18 protein-coding genes are annotated in these 18066 nt (G+C 70.9%); 4 read left to right on the forward strand and 14 right to left on the reverse strand.

Going from position 1 to position 18066, the window contains the following annotated elements; translation table 11 throughout:
- From SACAZDRAFT_RS05690 to SACAZDRAFT_RS05700, 4 genes are all read right to left on the reverse strand, one after another.
- A complete protein-coding gene (locus SACAZDRAFT_RS05690; RefSeq protein WP_005439533.1) occupies positions 1-3027 on the reverse strand; it encodes a helix-turn-helix transcriptional regulator in 3027 nt (1008 codons plus the stop codon).
- Positions 3028-3087: 60 nt separating this feature from the next.
- Positions 3088-3258 carry a hypothetical protein gene (locus SACAZDRAFT_RS22920; RefSeq protein WP_005439534.1) on the reverse strand — a complete coding sequence of 57 codons (171 nt, stop codon included), beginning with the start codon at positions 3256-3258 and terminating at the stop codon, positions 3088-3090.
- 152 nt (positions 3259-3410) lie between these two features.
- The gene (locus SACAZDRAFT_RS05695) at positions 3411-3620 is read right to left on the reverse strand and encodes a DUF397 domain-containing protein (RefSeq protein WP_005439535.1); all 210 of its coding nucleotides are present in this window, start codon (positions 3618-3620) and stop codon (positions 3411-3413) included.
- A 36-nt stretch (positions 3621-3656) separates the two neighbouring features.
- Positions 3657-4508 carry a helix-turn-helix domain-containing protein gene (locus SACAZDRAFT_RS05700; protein ID WP_005439536.1) on the reverse strand — a complete coding sequence of 284 codons (852 nt, stop codon included), beginning with the start codon at positions 4506-4508 and terminating at the stop codon, positions 3657-3659.
- A 232-nt stretch (positions 4509-4740) separates the two neighbouring features.
- Here SACAZDRAFT_RS05700 and SACAZDRAFT_RS05705 point away from each other — a divergent pair, with 232 nt between their 5' ends.
- The gene (locus SACAZDRAFT_RS05705; protein WP_232286369.1) at positions 4741-5064 is read left to right on the forward strand and encodes a hypothetical protein; all 324 of its coding nucleotides are present in this window, start codon (positions 4741-4743) and stop codon (positions 5062-5064) included.
- 75 nt (positions 5065-5139) lie between these two features.
- On the opposite strand, the gene tesB is transcribed toward SACAZDRAFT_RS05705, so the two are convergent.
- From tesB to SACAZDRAFT_RS05725, 4 genes are all read right to left on the reverse strand, one after another.
- The gene (tesB, locus tag SACAZDRAFT_RS05710; RefSeq protein WP_005439538.1) at positions 5140-6045 is read right to left on the reverse strand and encodes an acyl-CoA thioesterase II; all 906 of its coding nucleotides are present in this window, start codon (positions 6043-6045) and stop codon (positions 5140-5142) included.
- A 48-nt stretch (positions 6046-6093) separates the two neighbouring features.
- Positions 6094-7518: a pyruvate kinase gene (gene pyk, locus SACAZDRAFT_RS05715; protein WP_005439540.1), complete on the reverse strand. Its 1425-nt coding sequence runs from the start codon at positions 7516-7518 to the stop codon at positions 6094-6096.
- A 105-nt stretch (positions 7519-7623) separates the two neighbouring features.
- Positions 7624-9132, reverse strand: coding sequence for an SLC13 family permease (locus tag SACAZDRAFT_RS05720; RefSeq protein ID WP_005439542.1), 1509 nt, complete (start codon positions 9130-9132; stop codon positions 7624-7626).
- Between the two features lie 169 nt (positions 9133-9301).
- Positions 9302-10327 carry a 6-phosphofructokinase gene (locus SACAZDRAFT_RS05725; protein ID WP_005439544.1) on the reverse strand — a complete coding sequence of 342 codons (1026 nt, stop codon included), beginning with the start codon at positions 10325-10327 and terminating at the stop codon, positions 9302-9304.
- A gap of 248 nt (positions 10328-10575) precedes the next feature.
- On the opposite strand from SACAZDRAFT_RS05725, the gene SACAZDRAFT_RS05730 reads away from it, so the two are divergent.
- Positions 10576-11718 carry a 3-deoxy-7-phosphoheptulonate synthase gene (locus tag SACAZDRAFT_RS05730; RefSeq protein WP_005439545.1) on the forward strand — a complete coding sequence of 381 codons (1143 nt, stop codon included), beginning with the start codon at positions 10576-10578 and terminating at the stop codon, positions 11716-11718.
- A gap of 11 nt (positions 11719-11729) precedes the next feature.
- Here SACAZDRAFT_RS05730 and SACAZDRAFT_RS05735 read toward each other — a convergent pair whose 3' ends face one another.
- Positions 11730-12245, reverse strand: coding sequence for a polyadenylate-specific 3'-exoribonuclease AS (locus SACAZDRAFT_RS05735; protein ID WP_040927922.1), 516 nt, complete (start codon positions 12243-12245; stop codon positions 11730-11732).
- Between the two features lie 43 nt (positions 12246-12288).
- Positions 12289-13050: a lysophospholipid acyltransferase family protein gene (locus SACAZDRAFT_RS05740; protein ID WP_040927680.1), complete on the reverse strand. Its 762-nt coding sequence runs from the start codon at positions 13048-13050 to the stop codon at positions 12289-12291.
- Between the two features lie 228 nt (positions 13051-13278).
- Between SACAZDRAFT_RS05740 and SACAZDRAFT_RS05745 the strand changes: the two genes are divergently transcribed.
- Both SACAZDRAFT_RS05745 and SACAZDRAFT_RS05750 read left to right on the forward strand, forming a co-directional pair.
- A complete protein-coding gene (locus SACAZDRAFT_RS05745) occupies positions 13279-14040 on the forward strand; it encodes an alpha/beta hydrolase (protein ID WP_005439548.1) in 762 nt (253 codons plus the stop codon).
- Positions 14037-14594, forward strand: coding sequence for a hypothetical protein (locus SACAZDRAFT_RS05750; protein ID WP_005439549.1), 558 nt, complete (start codon positions 14037-14039; stop codon positions 14592-14594). The genes SACAZDRAFT_RS05745 and SACAZDRAFT_RS05750 overlap by 4 nt, the downstream gene beginning before the upstream one ends.
- 4 nt (positions 14595-14598) lie before the next feature.
- Here SACAZDRAFT_RS05750 and SACAZDRAFT_RS05755 read toward each other — a convergent pair whose 3' ends face one another.
- The 4 genes from SACAZDRAFT_RS05755 to SACAZDRAFT_RS05770 all read right to left on the reverse strand — a co-directional run bounded on the left by SACAZDRAFT_RS05755 (position 14599) and on the right by SACAZDRAFT_RS05770 (position 18065).
- A complete protein-coding gene (locus tag SACAZDRAFT_RS05755) occupies positions 14599-15495 on the reverse strand; it encodes an NUDIX hydrolase (RefSeq protein WP_040927681.1) in 897 nt (298 codons plus the stop codon).
- 62 nt (positions 15496-15557) lie between these two features.
- A complete protein-coding gene (locus SACAZDRAFT_RS05760) occupies positions 15558-16496 on the reverse strand; it encodes an ROK family protein (RefSeq protein WP_005439553.1) in 939 nt (312 codons plus the stop codon).
- Positions 16477-16935 (reverse strand): hypothetical protein, encoded by a 459-nt coding sequence (locus SACAZDRAFT_RS05765; RefSeq protein ID WP_005439554.1) that lies wholly within the window; start codon positions 16933-16935, stop codon positions 16477-16479. The genes SACAZDRAFT_RS05760 and SACAZDRAFT_RS05765 overlap by 20 nt, the downstream gene beginning before the upstream one ends.
- Positions 16932-18065 (reverse strand): ArsA family ATPase, encoded by a 1134-nt coding sequence (locus SACAZDRAFT_RS05770; RefSeq protein ID WP_005439555.1) that lies wholly within the window; start codon positions 18063-18065, stop codon positions 16932-16934. Before SACAZDRAFT_RS05770 ends, SACAZDRAFT_RS05765 begins: the two co-directional genes overlap by 4 nt.
- Position 18066: the final 1 nt, after the last annotated feature.

Raw genomic sequence — 18066 nt, forward strand, 5'->3', positions numbered from 1 at the left:
CTACCGCCCCTCCGCCTCCGACTCCGGGGTGAGCAGGCCACGGTCGTACGCGATGGCCACGGCTTCGGCGCGCCGGTTCGCTCCGAGCTTGGCCATCGCGCGCGACAGGTGCACGCTGACCGTCTTCTCGCTGATGAAGAGCCGCTCGCCCACCTGGCGATTGGTCAGCCCGTCGGCGACGTGTTCGAGCACCGCGCGTTCGCGGGCCGTCAGAGGGTTCACGACGTCGCGCCGGGGCCGAGCGCCCGGGAGCTCGATGCGCGCTCGACGGGCGAGGTCCTCGACGGCCTCCCGCAGCGGACGCGCGCCCAGTCGCCGGGCGACCTCGTGGGACGCGGCCAGCGCGTCGGCGGCACGCTCGTGCTCACCCGCGTCCAACAGCGCCTGCGCGAGGTACCTCCGACACAGGGCCTGCTCGTACACGGCGCCGAAGCCGAACGCACCGACCGCCTCGTCCCACAGCGCGGCGTCGCGAACGCCGCCGAGGTCCTCCGCGGCGGCCCGGGCCCTCGCCAGCCACGCGCGGCCCTCCGGACCGAGGGTGCCGCTGCGGGGCACGCCCTTCTCGACCGTGCGCTGCACCTGGTCCCACAGTCCGCGGCCGGTCTCGACGGCCGTCTCGGCCCCGTCGGCGTCCCTCCGACGCCGGGCGTCGGCCGCCCAGGCGGCGCACGCCTCGATGCCGAGGGCGCCCAGCCGCACGTTGAGGAGGCCGTCGGCGAGGATGCGTTGCACCCGCTCCATGCCGTCCACCACCGCGTCCACCGCTCTGCGGTACTCGCCCCGCCACAACGCGAGCTCGGCACCCCCCGCGGCCACGGCCGCCACGACCCACAGGTCGACTCCACGCCGGTCGCCGTCCTCCGGGTACAGCAGGTCCAGCATGCGCTCGGCGTCGTCGAAGCGGCCCCGAGCCACCAGCAGGTGCAACCAGGTCGACTGGAGGATCGCGGTCACGAGGTCGGAGACCCCGGATTCCGGCCGATCCTGCTCCGCCTCGTCCGGCCAGTCGCCGATCGTGTACCGCAACGCCAACAGGCGGGTCCGCGCCGACAACCCCAGCGGCGACCAGGTGAGTCCGGACTCGGACGCGCGTTTCGCCGTGTGCCGGTAGAGCCGCAGTGCGTCGGGGAGCTCGGCCCGGTCGTCGTAGCTGAGGGCCCGGTAATAGCCCGCGCGCAGCTCCACGTCGAGCGCGTCCACCGCCTGCGCCTCGCGCTCGGCCTGCATCAGCAGCTCCCGCGCGGTCTCGACGTCCCCACGCACGTCGGCGAGCACCCCCTGGATCGTGAGCGCCGCGGCGTGCGGGGCGTCGGCGCCGGCGGCCTTCGCCGCGTCGGCGGCGGCCCGGGCACTGGTCTCGGCGTCGTCGAGCCTGCCGACTCCGCGCAGCACCTGGGCGCGGGTGGCGAACACCCAGGCCTGTTCGGTCGTCGGTTCCCCGTCGGAGACCAGCGCCCACGCGCGGTCGATCGCGTCGACGGCTTCGTCGTACGTGCCCTCCAGCGTCATCAGCGCCTCGGCGAGGCGACGCCAGATCGCCGCCTGCCGCACCGCGGGACTGTGGTCCATCCGCCGGGTCGCCTCCCGGGCGAACGCGATCGCGCGCTCAGGCTCCCCGGACCGGGCGGCGAGCTCCGACGCGGACAGCAGCAGTGTCGTCTCGCTCCGGTCGGGCGGTCGCCGCTCGACCGGCACCACGTCCCAGATTTCGAGGGCCTCCTCCACGTGCCGCAACGCCGATCCCGGCGCACCGAGTTCCTCGGCCTCCTCCGCCGCACGGAGGAGCGCGGCCAGCGCCGTGGGCAGGTCCCGGCAACGCAGGCTGTGATAGGCCAGCCGAGCATCACTGCCCCGTGAAGGAGGCAACGCCGCGATGCGCGCGGCGTACGCCGCGTGCATCCGGGATCGCTCCCCGGGCAGCAGGTCGTGGTAGACGGCTTCCCGCAGCAGCGCGTGCCGGAACCGGTAGCCACCCCGCTCCACCACGAGAACGTGGTGGTGGACCGCCTCTCGCAGCGCGTCCTCCACGTCGAGCTCCCCGACCCCGGAGACCTCGGCGACCGCCGTGTCCGCCACCCTCGTGCTCGCCACCGCCACCGCACGCAGCACTCCCCGCGTCCGCGGCGACAACTGGTCCAGGCGTGTCAGCAGGACGTCGGCCAGCCCGTCGGGCATGTTGTCCCCCGACGCACCCGCGGCCACCAGTTCCTCCGCGAAGAACGGGTTGCCCTCACACCGCCGCACGAGCTGGTCCAGGGTGTCGGGCGGCAGGGGGCTCTCCGCGAGCGCGGTGAGGAACGCCCTGGCCTCGTCGTCCGACAACGGGGGCACGTCCACGCGTTCGACGGCCGCCGAGCGCACCAGTTCCGCCAGCAGCGGGCGCAGCGGATGCCGTCGGTGCACCTCCTCGGCCCGGTAGCTCGCGAGCACGAGCAGCCGTCGGCCGCCCAGCCGCCCCATGAGGAACGACAGCAGGTCGCGCGTCGCACCGTCGGCCCAGTGCACGTCCTCCAACGCCAGCACCACCGGACGGGTGCGCGCGAGCGCGTCCAGCACGCCCAACACGGCGTCGAACAAACGCAGCTGTCCGAGGTCGTGTTCGGTCCGGACCCGGCGAACGTCCTGTTCGGACGCCGCCGAGCGGCCGGGTCGCTGCCGACCGCTCGGGGCCACCCACAGCTGGGGCACCAGAGTGGACAGCGCGGGCCAGGCGGCCAGGGCATCGAGCACGTCCGGGTCGTCGGAGGCGGCCAGCGCCCCCAACGCCTCCGTGAACGGCAGATAGGGCAGGCCGCCCTCGTCGACGTCCAGGCACTGGCCCGTCAGCACCAGGCAACCGCGGCGAGCCGCCTCGGACGTGACCTCTTTCAGCAGGCGGGTCTTGCCCACGCCGGCGTCTCCGGCCAGCAGCGCGCCCCTCCCCCTGCCGTGCTCGGCGTCGTCGAGGGCGGCTTGCAACCGGCGCAGTTGCGGCACACGTCCCACCAGCGGCAGTGTCAGACCGAGTCGAGGCACGAGTCCCATTGTCACCCATCCGGGTCCCTGCAGGTCCCGCAACGGTGGTTCGGACCCTGGCAGCGAGCCTCAGTGCCTGCGGCTCCCGTGCCGGCGCTCACGGAGCGCGGCCACGATCCCGCGCCGCACCCGGGCGCGCCCCGCTCCGCGCGAGGTGCGCGCGTCCCGACGCCGCAGCTGCTCCGCTCGATAGTCGACCTCGGCCCACGTCGAGTCGATCACCCAACCGGAATCCCTCATGATCGTCCACCCCTCATGTCGTCTGACGTCGTGCTGACGACAGGAACTGTGGTGCGAAGGTGGGGGTGCCGGCATCGGTCGATCACGTCACCCGGAACGCATTCGACCCCTTACTCGCCCGTGTCGGGTGGGTAAGGGGTCGAACGAGGGCCTCAGCTCAGGTCGAGCTCACCGGCTCGGGCGGCGGCCAGGAAAGCCTGCCACTCCCGCCCGGACAGCGTCAGCACGCCACCTGCCGGGTTCTTGGAATCCCGCACGGCGGCACCGTCGTCCGTGAAAGCGATCTCGACGCAGTCGTTACCGCCGCCGCTGTAGCTGCTCTTGCGCCACTCGAGCCTGGCCAGGTCGGTGTCGGCCACCATCCCACTCCTTCGTCAGCTCCGTGTCGGAGTCCGTTGTCATCTGGCACACCGTCGCGCCGCGTCGGCGATGGCGTCGACCGAGTCGTCCGGCTTGAGCGCGGCGGCCCGCAAATGATCGAACATCAACGCATACCTACGCACGTCGGCTTCCAATTCCAGATAGAGGCCGCTGCTGGTGCTGTCCACATAAACCACGTCGGGGTCCGCGGGCTCGGGAAACCCCAGGATGAGAAAGGGCCCCTCCATGCCCGGATGGGCGCCGGCACCAAAGGGAACGACCTGCACGGTGACGTGCGGAAGCCGAGCAATTTCACACAATTGAGTGAATTGCTGGGCCATGACCTCGTCGTCGCCGACCATGCGGTGGAGGACCGCCTCGTCGATGATCGCCCAGTACTCGGGCGGGTTCGGGTCGCGCAGCAGACGCTGCCGCGCCATCCTCGCCGCGACCCGGCGTTCGATCTCGGCGTCCTCCGCACCCGGACGCATCGCCCGGATCACCGCGTGGGCGTACCGCTCGGTCTGCAGCAGACCGGGCACCAGCAGCGCCTGGAAGGCCTTGAGCGAGCTGGCGTCGGCCTCCAGTCCGACGAACGCACCCGTGAAGACCTCGTTGTACGCGTGCCACCAGCCACGTTTGCGTGCCTCGCGCGCGAGCTGCACCAGCGCTTCCTGGTCGTCGCCGTGCACGCCGTACAGCTCCAGCATGTCGCGGACGTCCCGCGGCGTGACCCCGACATGTCCGGTCTCGATCCGACTGATCTTGGACGCCGAGCACTCGAGCTTCTCGCCCACTTCGTCGATGGTGAGCGCGGCCGCCTCCCGGAGCCGCCGCAACTCGCCAGCCAGTCGTCGCCGCCGTACGGTCGGGCCGTGCCCTCGGGTCATGACTCACCTCCGATTGGTTTTTCCGCGCATATCTAACCAGGAGGCCGCAGCACCCCGGACTCGACGACAACGGACGGTAAGCCAGGAATCCCCGATCGATGGACTGCAAATTGCACGAGGGGGTTGTATGCTCGCTGGAGCTCGCGGACAACCAACGACCGTTCCGAAAAACGAAAACCGGGAGAGCATGGTGGCCGGGCGCGATCTCATCGTCACTCCGTTACAGGAGAGCGTGCATCGTAAACTCGACGAAATCACGCACTCGGTACACACGACCTCGCCGCGCATCCGGAGCGAACTGGACGGTCTCAGCGTCGCGTTGCTGGCAGGCGCACTGCGCACCGTGCTCGCCGAGCACCGCCCTGATTCGAGTGGGCACTGCACGCTCTGCCACGGCAGGCGCAGGCCCTTCGCCCGCAAGCGCGGCCCACTGCCCTGCCGGGCCTATCTCGCCGCACAAGTGGCCCTCGTGCCGGACGAGCCGGCGCCACCGAGAAGTCCCAGTGTGTCCTCGGGCCACCGGCTCCGGGAACGTACGGCGTTCTTCCTCTCCTGACCGGCCGTCGTCGGACTGTCCTGAACGGCCGGTCGCCACGCGAGTTCGACGAAACCCGACGCTGGGGCCGGCGCGTCACAGCACGCGGATGAGCCCTTCCTGCACCACGGTGGCGATGCGGGTGCCGTCGCGGGCGAACAGCTGACCCGTCGCAAGCGCGCGGGCGTTCGACGCCGTGGGCGAGTCGCTGTCGTACAGGAACCACTCGTCCGCACGGAACGGACGGTGGAACCACAGCGCGTGGTCGAGGCTCGCGCCGAGCACCTTGTCGAGATCCCAGTACACCCCGTGCCGCGCGAGCGTGGAGTCCAGCAGCGTCAGGTCGGACGCGTACGTGAGGACGCAGACGTGCAGGAGCCGGTCGTCGGGAAGCGTGCCGTCGGCTCGCATCCACACCTGGTTGCGGGCAGGACGTTCGCCCGTCTTCCGCGTCACCCACGGCGGGTCGTTGACGTAACGGATGTCGATCGGCGCCGGCTGGGCCCGCAGTGCCAGCGCGTCCTCGTACCCGACGGCACGCTCGGCCAACGTCGGCAGCGACTCGGGGTCGGGGACGTCCGGCATCGGCTCCGCATGCTCCACACCGGACTCCTCGACCTGGAACGACGCCGAGAGCGAGAAGATCGCCTTGCCGTGCTGGATCGCCACCACGCGCCGCGTCGTGAACGACCGACCGTCCCGGATGCGATCCACCTCGTAGATGATCGGCACCGACGGATCACCTGGCCGGATGAAGTACGCGTGCAGCGAGTGCACTCCACGCTCACTCGGCACCGTGCGCCCCGCGGCCACCAGAGCCTGTCCCGCGACCTGACCGCCGAACACCCTGGTCGGCGACTGCGGAGGGCTCACGCCTCGGAAGATGTTCTCCTCGATCTTCTCGAGATCCAACAAGCCGATGAGCATGTCGAGCACGCGCTGCCCGCCCGATCCGCCTTCGGCGTCGAACCCGGACGCAGCCTGCCTTGCCAGCTCAGTCATACCGACGATTCAACACCCTGCGCCGGGCCCCGCCATTCCGTCGGCCCGTCAGGAGAGATCGTCCTCACCCAAGCGGTGCACGCGGATCAGGTTGGTCGACCCCACGGTGCCGGGGGGCGAACCGGCCACGATCACCACGAGGTCGCCGCGCTGGTACCGGCCGGTCTCCAGCATGGCGTGGTCCACCTGCTCGATCATGCGGTCGGTGGAGTCGACCTCGTCGACGAGCCTGGCCGTGGTGCCCCACGTCATGGCGAGCTGCCTGCGCACGCTCTCCACCGGAGTGAAGGCCAGCAGCGGCAGTCGTGTGTGCAGCCGCGCGAGCCTGCGCACCGTGTCACCGGACTGGGTGAACGCGACGAGGGCCTTGGCGTTCAGTCGTTCACCGATGTCCTTCGCCGCGTAGGAGATGACTCCCCGCTTGGTGCGCGGGACGTGACTGAGCGGCGGCACGGACGGCATGTCCGCCTCCACCGCCTCGACGATGCGGCTCATGGTCTGCACGGTCTCGATCGGGTACCGGCCGACGCTGGTCTCCCCGGAGAGCATCACCGCGTCGGTGCCGTCGAGCACCGCGTTGGCCACGTCGGAGGCCTCGGCGCGCGTCGGCCGCGAGTTGCTCATCATCGAGTCGAGCATCTGGGTCGCGACGATGACCGGCTTCGCGTTCTCCCGCGCGATCTGGATGGCCCGCTTCTGCACCAGCGGCACCTGCTCGAGCGGCAACTCGACGCCGAGGTCGCCGCGCGCCACCATCAGACCGTCGAAGGCAAGCACGATCGCCTCGAGGTTGGCGGCCGCCTCGGGCTTCTCCAACTTGGCGATCACCGGAACCCGGCCCTTGCCGACCCGGTCCATCACCTGGTGCACGAGGTCGATGTCGGCGGGCGAACGGACGAACGACAGGGCCACGAAGTCGACACCGAGCTCGAGGGCGAACTCGAGGTCCTGGATGTCCTTCTCGGAGAGCGCGGGCACCGACACGTCCATGCCGGGCAGCGACACGCCCTTGTTGTTGCTGACGGGCCCACCCTCGGTGACCTCGCAGACGACGTCCGAGCCCTCCACGCGCTGGACGACGAGCCCGACCTTGCCGTCGTCCACGAGCAGCCGGTCACCCTCGCGGGCGTCCTTCGCCAGTCCCTTGTAGGTGGTGGAGATGCGGTCGTGGGTGCCCGCCACGTCCTCCACGGTGATGCGCACGATGTCGCCGGTCCGCCACTCGACGGGTCCGCCGGCGAAGGTGCCCAGCCGGATCTTCGGCCCCTGGAGGTCGGCGAGGATCCCGACCGCGCGCCCCGACTCCTCGGAAGCGGCCCGGATCAGGTCGTAGACCTGCTTGTGATCGCCGTGGCTTCCGTGGCTGAAGTTCATCCTCGCCACGTCCATGCCTGCTTCGACGAGCGCCCGGACCTTGTCCGCCGTCGCCGTAGCCGGGCCTAGGGTACATACGATTTTCGCTCGTCTACTCACACTCGAACAGCGTAGCCGCTACGTCCGGGTACGTCTGTACCGATCCCGAAAACCTACGTGTCGGGCGTGGCGGGAGCCCGGCGGCGCCTGGCTCCCGCCCACCCGTCAGTACGCGAGACCGAACACCCAGGCACCCAGCGTGTAGGCGCCGAGGGTGATGATCACGAGCGCGATGGCGTTGAGCCACGCCCCGCCCTTCACCATCTGACCGATGGTGACGTGGCCGGTTCCGAACACGATGGCGTTCGGCGGCGTCGCGACCGGCAGCATGAAGGCGCAGGTGGCGGCCAGCGCGGCGGGCACGACCAGCACCATCGGCCCGTGGCCGAGCCCGACCGCGACACCGCCCAGGATCGGCAGGAACGCCGCCGCCGTCGCCGTGTTGCTGGTGAGCTCGGTGAGCAGGAGCACGAGCAACGCGACCAGAGCGGCCAACACGATGAGCGGCAGAGCCTCGAGCGCACCGACCTGCTCGCCGATCCAGTCGGACAGCCCCGTGGCGGTGAAGTGCTTCGAGAGGCTCAAGCCACCGCCGAACAGCAGCAGGACACCCCAGGGCAGCTCCTTCGCCGTGTCCCAGTTCAGCGTGCGCACGTTCTCCCGCCTGTCGACCGGCAGCGCGAACAGCACCACGGCGGCGGTGATGGCGATCCCGGCGTCGCTGATGTTGTCCAGCCACGGCAGTGCGTTCGCGACCGCGTCGATGTCGGCGAGCATGGGAATCGTGATCCACGACAGTGCGGCCAGCACGAACACGGCAAGCGCGTTCCACTCGCCCCGGCTCATCGGCCCCAAGTCGTCGAGCTGCCGGCGGATGAGCTCCCGACCGCCCGGCAGCGACGTCAGCCTCGGCCGGAAGACGCGGGTCAGCACGAACCAGGCGATGACGAGGAACACCACCGCGATGGGCAGTCCGAACAGCATCCACTGACCGAAGGAGATCGAGATGTCGAAGTTCTCCTCCAGGTAACCCACGAGCAGCGTGTTCGGGGGAGTGCCGATGATCGTGGCGAGCGAGCCGATCGACGCGGCGTAGGCGATGCCGAGCATCAGGGCCGTGGCGAAGTTGGGATCGCCCTTGCCGTCGCCGAGCTGCGAGACGAGGCCGAGCACCGACAACCCGATGGGCATCATCATCACGGCGGTGGCGGTGTTGCTCACCCACATGCTGATGAACCCGGTGGCGATCATGAAACCGGCGATCAGCATCACCGGCTTCGTGCCCACCGCGAGCACCGTGCGCAGCGCGATGCGTTTGTGCAGGTCCCAGCGCTGCATCGCCAGCGCGATCATGAACCCGCCCATGAAGAGAAAGATGATGTCGTCCGCGTAGGGCGCTGCGGCGTCGCCGATGTCACTGACACCGAAGAACGGGAACAGCACCAGCGGGAGCAGGGCCGTGGCGGCCAAAGGCAGCGCCTCCGTGACCCACCACACGGCCATGAGAGCCGCTACGGCGGCCGTAGCCTTGCCCGGGGTGGCGAGACTGTCGGGCAGGAGCAGGAAGACGGCGACGGCGAGCACCGGACCGAGCGCCATGCCGATCCAGGGTCGCCGCGGCGCCGCCGAGCCGGGCGATGCGCTCTCGGACTCGCTCCTCACGGACTGTGCCATGACTCACCTCCATCGCTGAGTGTCCGGAAGGTACCGCGATCACGCGGCCTTCTCACCCGAAAGCGCGATGCCGAGATGTGCTTGTTGTGATTGTGCGTGAGCAAACGTGTGCAGACAGCGCGAGGCCACCGACCAGACCGGTGGCCTCGCGCTGCTCACTGTCGCCCGATCAGCCGAAGAACACCTCGGCTTCGGCGTACCGCTCCGGCGGGACGGTCTTCAGTTCCGCGGTGGCCTCGGCGAGCTTCACCCGCGTGATGTCGGTGCCGCGCAACGCGACCATCACCCCGAAGTCGCCCTCGGCCACGGCGTCGACGGCGTGCAGGCCGAAGCGTGTGGCGAGCACGCGGTCGTACGCCGTCGGCGTGCCACCGCGCTGGACGTGCCCGAGCACCACCGCGCGCGACTCCTTGCCGGTGCGGGCGGTGATCTCGTCGGCGAGCCACGTGCCCACACCGCCCAGCCGGACGTGGCCGAACGCGTCCTTCTCGCCGCTCTGCAGCACCGCGGCCCCGCCCTCGGGCAGGGCGCCCTCCGCCACGACGATGATCGGCGCGTACTCGCGCTCGAACCGCCGTTCCACCCACTCGACGACCTGGTCCACCGAGAACGGCCGCTCCGGGACGAGAATGACGCTCGCGCCGCCGGCCAGCCCCGAATGCAGGGCGATCCACCCCGCGTGCCTGCCCATGACCTCGACGACGAGCGCGCGGTGGTGCGACTCGGCGGTGGTGTGGAGCCGGTCGATGGCCTCCGTCGCGATGTGCACCGCGGTGTCGAAACCGAACGTGTAGTCGGTGTTGCCGAGGTCGTTGTCGATGGTCTTCGGGACACCGACGACCTTCACGCCGTCGTCGTTCAGCCGCTTCGCGACCCCCAGAGTGTCCTCGCCCCCGATGGCCACGAGCGCGTCGATGCCCTTGTCGGCGAGCACCCGCTTGATGGCCTCGGCGCCGCCGTCCTCCTTGTACGGGTTCGTCCGGGAGGAGCGAAGGATCGTGCCGCCGCGGGTGAGGATGCCCTCGACGTCGTCGCGGGAGAGCCAGTCGCCCTTGCCCGTGAGCGGGCCACGCCAACCGTCGCGGAAACCGAAGATCTCCCAACCGTGGACCTCGATGCCCTTGAGGACGACCGCGCGGATCACCGCGTTCAGACCAGGGCAGTCGCCACCGCCGGTCAGCACACCGACTCGCATATCTGCGCCTTCCAGTTGTTTGCGTCACACCTTCGCCGCCAGAGTAGCCCGGACCACACTTGATCGGTGCAGCACCTGCTACAGTCTCGGCCGTGCAGCGCTTCTATTTCTGGTTTAGCAGGCCGGCCCGGGGTGGGTCGGTCGGCGAGACCGTGCGCTGACCACCGAACCTCCGAGCCGGACGACAAGCCGGCTCGGCAGCGTGGCACTCCCACCCGGCGAGGCGGCTTGCGGAAAGGAAGCCCCCGATGCCGAACAACTCCACCTCCGGCGCCGTCATCCAGGACGACGCCTCCCTCGCCGTGTCGGCCGATCCGATGACGGCACTCGACAACCTGCGCACGTCGCACGTCAGTCCCCTGCTCTCACCCGCTCTGCTGAGGGCGGAGCATCCCGTCACTCCCGCGGTGGCCAAGGCCGTCACACTCGGCAGGCGCGACACCGTGGACATTCTGGAAGGTCGCGACGACCGCCTGCTGGTGGTGGTCGGGCCCTGTTCCGTGCACGACCCCGAGGCGGCCCTGCACTACGCCCGTCTGCTGTCCGAGCACGCCGAGCGCATCCGTGACGAGGTGTGCGTCGTCATGCGCGTGTACTTCGAGAAGCCGCGGACCACGCTGGGCTGGAAGGGCCTCATCAACGACCCCGACCTCGACGGCACGTACGCCGTCAACAAGGGGCTGCGCATGGCTCGGCAGCTGCTGCTGGACATCTCGACACTCGGACTCCCGGTGGGGTCGGAGTTCCTCGACCCGATCACGCCGCAGTACATCGCCGACACCGTGACCTGGGGGTCGATCGGGGCCCGCACCGCGGCGAGCCAGGTGCACCGGCAGCTGTGCAGCGCGCTGTCCATGCCCGTGGGCATCAAGAACTCCACCGAGGGCGACGTCCAGGTGGCGGTGGACGCCGTGCGGGCCGCGGCGGCCGGGCACGTGTTCCCGGGCATCAACGCCGACGGGTTGGCCGCGCTGGTGACGACCTCGGGCAACCCGGACTGCCACGTCATCCTGCGCGGCGGCTCGGCGGGTCCGAACTACGACGCCGAGACCGTGGCCGACACGCTGGCCCGGTTGCGCAAGGCGGGCCTCCCGGAACGCGTGGTCGTGGACGCCAGCCACGGCAACAGCCGCAAGGACCACGTGCGGCAGGCTGCCGTGGTGCGGGACCTGGCCGCGCGCATCGCCGACGGCGAGCCCGGCATCACCGGAATCATGATGGAGAGCTTCCTGGAAGCGGGCCGCCAGGAGCTCACGCTCGGCAAGCGGGACGAGCTGGACTATGGCCGTAGTATCACGGACGCGTGCCTCGACTGGACCACCACGGCGAGCCTGCTCGACGAGCTCGCCGCCGCGGTGCGGACGCGCAGGGCCCGCAACGGGAACGGCTGACGAGAACGGATTCAGGCCATCGGGAAACCTTGCCTTCGGGCAAGGTCCTGGCGGGCCTGTTCGATGACCCGCCACCGCTGGAGGTTGTGCCGCGCGTCGGCGAGAGCGTCGTGGGCGTCGTCGGGCGCAGCCGGAAGTTTCGGCCGCCCGACGTCCTCCCACCGCTGCCGCAGATCGCGGGTGAACCGCGGCAGTTGCCGCGGCAGCGCGGGCATCGGTCCCCACAACTGGGCCAGTGCCACGTGGTCGTAGGCCGCGTACCAGGCCCACAGCTCTATCCCGCCGCGCGGGCGCCCGAAGAACTCGAGGAGGTCGTCGCGGATCCGCTCCCGGCTGCGCCAGGCGCGGTCGCCGGGCGACGGGAGCTTCGCCAGCACGTTCTCCCGCACCCACGGTCCGGCCTTCGCCGGGTCGAACTCGGTGGACACCGCGTAGAACTCGCGCCCGGTCTCGTCCACGACACCTATCGAGACGAGCTCGATGGTCACGCCGTCCTCGATGAATTCGGTGTCGTAGAAGAACCGCACGCCGGGCACCGTACTCGACTGCCGCACGCCGCCGGTCGCCCGGTCAACCCGCCTGGGACTCGGGCAGCCTCGCGGCGTCGCGGGCGTCGATCTGCACCGGCACGGCCGGTCGGAGTCCGGCCTCCTCGGCGGCGATCAGCTCCTTGGCCTTCGCCGCGTAGATGTCCACGTACTCCTGGCCGGACAGCTCCATGAGCGCGTACATGATCTCGTCGGTGATCGATCGCTCCACGAACCGGTCGCCCGCGAGTCCCTCGTACCGCGAGAACTCCAGCGGCTCTCCGAAGTGGATCTCCAGTCGGCGCGGCCACCACATCTTCGAACCGATGGGGTTGACCTTGTCGGTCCCGACCATGGCCACCGGAATGACCGGCACCCTGGCTTCCAGGGCGATCCGCGCGACACCCGTCTTGCCCTTGTAGAGCCGCCCGTCCGGCGAGCGCGTGCCCTCGGGGTAGATGCCGAGCAGGTGACCTTCCCGCAGAAGACGGACGGCGGTGTCGATGGCCGCCTGCGCGGCCGTGCCGCCGGAGCGGTCGATCGGGAACTGGCCCACCCCCTTGAAGAACGACTTCTTCAGCCTGCCCTTCACACCGGGCTCGGTGAAGTACTCCCGCTTCGCGGGGAACGTGACGCGCCGCGGCACACGGTTGGGCATGAAGAACGAGTCCGCCACGGCGAGGTGGTTGCTCGCCAGGATGGCTCCGCCCTCGGCGGGGACGTTCTCCAGTCCGGTCACCCTGGTCGGCCACAACAGCCTCAGGAGCGGTCCCAGCAGCACGTACTTCATGAGGTAATACAGCACTGCGTCCTGCTCCCTCTCCGGCGACGGGTGGTGGCGGATGGATGGATACCGACGAAACAGCGTACGAACCGCCGGCATCCCCACACAACACGCCTCCTGTGTTGAATACCGCACCGCGACGGAGCTCACACCACGCGTCGGAAGATCACGGGTGGGCAATCGGCGCTTTCAAAACACCCGAGTCGTGCGACCATAGGGCGATGCGGCTTCGAGGGAGGATCACCGGGCATGCCTGTGCTCGCCGGCGCTGAACCATTCGTCCACGACGGCTCCCGTGAGGTCGGTGTGCTGCTGTGCCACGGCTTCACCAGCACGCCCGCGACCATGCGACCGTGGGGCGAACACCTCGCCGAGGCGGGTTTCACCGTGCGGTGTCCTCGCCTGCCGGGTCACGGAACCACCTGGCAGGAGTGCAACCGCACTCGCTGGCCCGACTGGTACGGCTGCGTGCGGGAGGCGTTCGCCGACCTCTCCGAGCGCTGCTCGTCGGTGTTCGTGTTCGGCCTGTCGATGGGGGGCACGCTCGCGCTGCGCCTGGCGCAGGACCTCGGTGACGCCGTCGACGGACTCGTCCTGGTCAACCCGTCGGTGCTGACTCGCAGAGTCGACGCGCGCCTGGCCACGCTGCTGGCTCCGGTGTTGCCGTCGGCGCGGGCCCTGGCCGGCGACATCGCCAAGCCCGGGGCCGTCGAGTTGGCGTACGACCGCACGCCCGTGCGCGCGCTCGCGAGCCTGTCGCGGCTGTGGTCGTTGGTCCGGCGTGATCTGCCGAGAGTCACGCAGCCGCTGCTGCTCGCCCACTCGGCGGTCGATCACATCGTCGAGCCCGTCAACGCCACCGTTGTCGCCGACAACGTGCGTAGCGAGGACCTGCGCGAGGTAGTGCTCCACAACAGCTACCACGTCGCCACACTCGACAACGACGCTCCGTTGCTGTTCCGCCGCAGCGTGGAGTTCGTCGACTCCGTCAGACAGGTTGGTGCCCGATGAACAGAACGTCAGGACCGGACGGACCCGAGGATGTGGACGCCACGTTCGCGAAGATCGTGGCCGACCTGCGGGCCGAGGGGTTCGGCACCGACGGGAGTGACACCGGTGACGTCGTCGACCCGGACGATGCCGACGACCTGCTCGTGGACACCGACGACGAGGACGGCAGGTCCGGCAGGACCCGGCTGCGTTCGTCCCGGGATCCGGACCCGGCCCCTCCCACCGGCTCCGGCTGGCGGGAGTCGGGGACGGGCTGGGACGAGACGATGTTCGGGGACGACCGCTCGGGTACGGCGTTCGAGGACGACGACGAACACTTCGTCCCGCCGGAACCTCCGCCGCTGCCCCGCCCCCGCAAGGGCGCGATCGTGGTGCTGCTGTTCTTCGTGGTCGGCCTGGTGCTGCTCGTGGCCCCGGGGCTGATCGGGTTGGGGCAGTCGGTCGCCCTGCCACTGGGCATGTTGTCGCTGGCGATCGGCATCGCGCTCGCGCTGCTGCGGGTCAAGCAGGGCCCGCCCGACGGAGCCGATCCGACCAACGGCGCCCAGGTCTGACGGGTCAGGCCACCCCGTCCCGGCCTGCGCTCGCCTGGTCGAGCAGCGACCACAGCTCGCCGGGGCCGACGAACGTGACGCCGTACTCCGCCACCCGCCGCCGCAACTCCCGGTCGGCCGTCGCCACGACGACGTGGTCGCGCGGCCCGCTCGCCCGCGCCTCGGCGACGGTCGTCACCACCGTGTCGTCGCCCTCCCCGGGAGCCTCGACGACGTCGACACCGTCCACCGCGCCGATCCCTCGCGCCCGCCCCTCCGTCACGAGCACGATGCGAGGCCACCAGCGCCACCGGGCGTCGGGGCCGAGACCGAGCCGGGGCGCCGGGACACCCGCGCTCGCGAGGTGGGCGAGCCGGTCACGCAGGCGGGTCGCGGCCGCGGCCCGATCGCGCCACCAGCCGTCGGGCCGGGCCCCCACCACGTTGGCCGCGTCCACGACGACCGTGAGCCGGCGGTCCAGCTGTTCCCGCAGCGCGGGCCAGGCCTCGGCGAACTCGCCGTGCAGCTCGTACGACTCGACGTCGTCGGGCGGCACCCACCGCAGGGCGGCGCTCTCGCAGTTCGCCACCCGAGGCCGCACCTCGTGACGCACCGTCGCCAGCACGGTGGTGTAGCCCCACGCACCGTGGTCCGCGACGCACGACGCGAGAACGTGCACGGAACCCGAGGGCACCGCGGTCTCCTCCTCCGTTTCCCGGACCGCCGCCTCGACCGGTGTCTCACCGGGCAGCACGGCACCGCCGGGCAACGCCCACGTGCTGCCGTGATGGGTCCATCGAGCGCGGTGCTGAAGCAACACGCCACGACTTGGATGGGTCAGGAGCAGACCCGCCGCGCCAAGCGGCCCCCAGTGCCGTCGCCCGCAGCCGCAGCGGACGAATCCGTCGTCACCACCGAACATCCCGACCAGCGTACTGACGGGACCCCGCCCGAACGACCCGTCGACCGAGGCAGAATCCCAGTTCAGGCCCGCTCGCGGGCCAGCGTCGCAGCGCCCACGATCGCGGTCGCATCACCGAGCTGCGAGGTGCGGATCCGGGCGAGCGGGCGGTGCCCGGCCCCGGTGAGCACCCTGGCGTAGTGCTCGCGAGCCTCGTCCGCGAAGAGGGGCGCCGACTCCGTGACACCGCCGGCGAGCACGATGACCTCCGGATCGTAGACGTCGGCGATCAGCGCGAGCCCTTCGCCGAGCCACCGCGCCAGGTCGGCGAACGCCTCCAACGCCACGGGGTCGCCCTCGCGTGCGGCGTGGGCGACGCGGCGCCCGGTGACGGCCGCGAGGTCCGTCGCGTCGCGCGCCAGCACGGTGGAGCGAGACCCGTGGCGGGCCAGCAGCTCGACCGCGGTGGCGGCGAGAGCGGTCCCACTGCAGTACCTCTCCCAGCACCCGCGCCGCCCGCACGGGCAGGGCCGGCCGTCGGGCACCACCCGCAGGTGACCGAGCTCGGGTGCCACACCGTGGGCACCGCGGAAGATCCGCCCGCCGAGCAGCAACCCGGCACCGATGCCGGTGCCGAGCGCGAGCAGCAGTGCGACTTCCGCACCGCGCGCCGCACCGAAACGATGTTCACCGACCGCGGCGGCGTTGGCGTCGTGCTCCAACGTCACGGGGACGCCCAGCCGTCCGGACATCCGGTCGGCCACCGGAGCGGCGCGCCAGGGCAGGTGGGGCGCGAAGAGCACCGCACGCCGGTCGGGCCGGACGAACCCCGCCACCGCAAGCCCGACGGCCTCCACCGTGTGCCGAGCCCGCAGCTCGTCGACCACGGTGGTGATGGCATCCTCCAACGCGTCCTCGGCACCAGGCGTCGCGACCCGGGCGAAGTCGACGACACACCCGTCGTCGTCCACGACACCCGCTCGCACGCTGGTCCCGCCGACGTCAACTCCGATCGCGGGCATCCGGCTCCCACTCGGCACGCGGGCGGACCGTGACGTGCTGGACGCGCCGTTCCCGGCGCTCGTCCGGCTCCGGACGGGGCGGTGGCCGGAACCCCGGCATGTGGACGCCCTGCTCGGGCTCCCAGCGATCGGCGAGCACCGCCCGGACCAAGGCCAGCAGCTGCGTGACCTGCTCCAGGACCCGCGCCGCGACGTCCCCGCGCTCACCTCGGCACAGGGCGGTCACGAAGCACAACGGACACCGGTCCCGACCACCGCAGCCGGTGTGGCCGTCCTCGGACGCCTCGGTGTGCGCCTCGGTGTGGATTGTCCCGTGTCCTGCTCCGACGACGCTGTCCAGCCACGGCCGCGCCCGCTCCACCACCAGGTCGACCAGGAGGCGGATCTCGTCGGCGAGTCGTGCACCGTCGGGCCCTTCGGCCCGGTTCTCCGTCGTCATTCCGGCTTCTCCAAGTGGACCACCAGTCCGCGCGCGTCGGACTCCGCGCCGGTCAGCGTGTAGGGCCGGAGGGCCTCCGGCAGCGCGACCAGTCTGCGGAAACCGTCGACGGTCACGGCGAGGTCGTCGTCGACACGCGCGAGTGCGACCTCGGAGTCCTTGTCCAACGGCATGCCGATCCGCAGCCGGAACCCGCCGTCGACCTCCGTGGTCTGCAGCAGCGTGGTCGCTGTCGACTCTCCCACGAGCGGGTTGGTCTCGCCGTAGAGCTCGTCCGCGATCTCCAGGAGCGCCTCCACACCCACCGGCTCGACCGCGCGGTGTTCGACCGTCCGCAGCGTCCGGCCGGTGAGACCGCCCTGCCGCAGCTCGGCGACCACCTCGTCCTGCTGGGCCCGGCGGGTGCGCAACCACGAGGCTGCCGCGCCACGCCACCATCCCGCCGCGGGCATCATCCGGTTCACGACGACGCCGTCGACCGCGATCCCACGCAGCGCCAGCGCCGTCAGCGTGCGTCTCGTTTCGGCGGCCACCACCCGCTCGGGGGTGAGCACGAGGCGCACGGTGGTGGTGTCGCGATCGGTGAGCAGCGCACGGAGTGATTCGACGTGGGCGGCGAAGCGGTCGACCGACCGGGCCACGCGTGTCGTCGAGCGCCACCCCGACAGGCGCCGGAGGTAACCCACGGCGGCGTCCGGCAATGCCAGCAGGCGCAGGGTCTCGGCCGTGGGACCGCAGTCCACCACGACGTTCTCCCACGGGCCCTCGTCCGCGAGCCGTTGTACCCGGCTCAGCGACAGGAGTTCGTCCACACCGGGCAGCACGGTGAGCTCCTCGGCGTCGAGCGCGTCCACTCCCAACCCCGACAGCGCGGAGGCCAGCTCGCGACGCAGCGAGTCCCACACGTCGTCGACCAACGCGCGGGCGCCGAGCTGCGCGCCGTACAGGTGGCTGTCCACTTCGGAGGGCTCGTCGGAGAGCCGCACGCCCACCGCGTCGGACAGCGAGTGGGCGGGGTCCGTGGAGACCACCAGGGTCTTGCGGCCACGGCGGGCCAGGCACGCTCCCGTGGCCGCGGCGAGCGTCGTCTTGCCGACGCCCCCCTTCCCGGTGAACAGCAGGACCCGCACG

This window comes from Saccharomonospora azurea NA-128, assembly GCF_000231055.2.
In the GTDB taxonomy this organism is placed as follows: Bacteria; Actinomycetota; Actinomycetes; order Mycobacteriales; family Pseudonocardiaceae; genus Saccharomonospora; species Saccharomonospora azurea.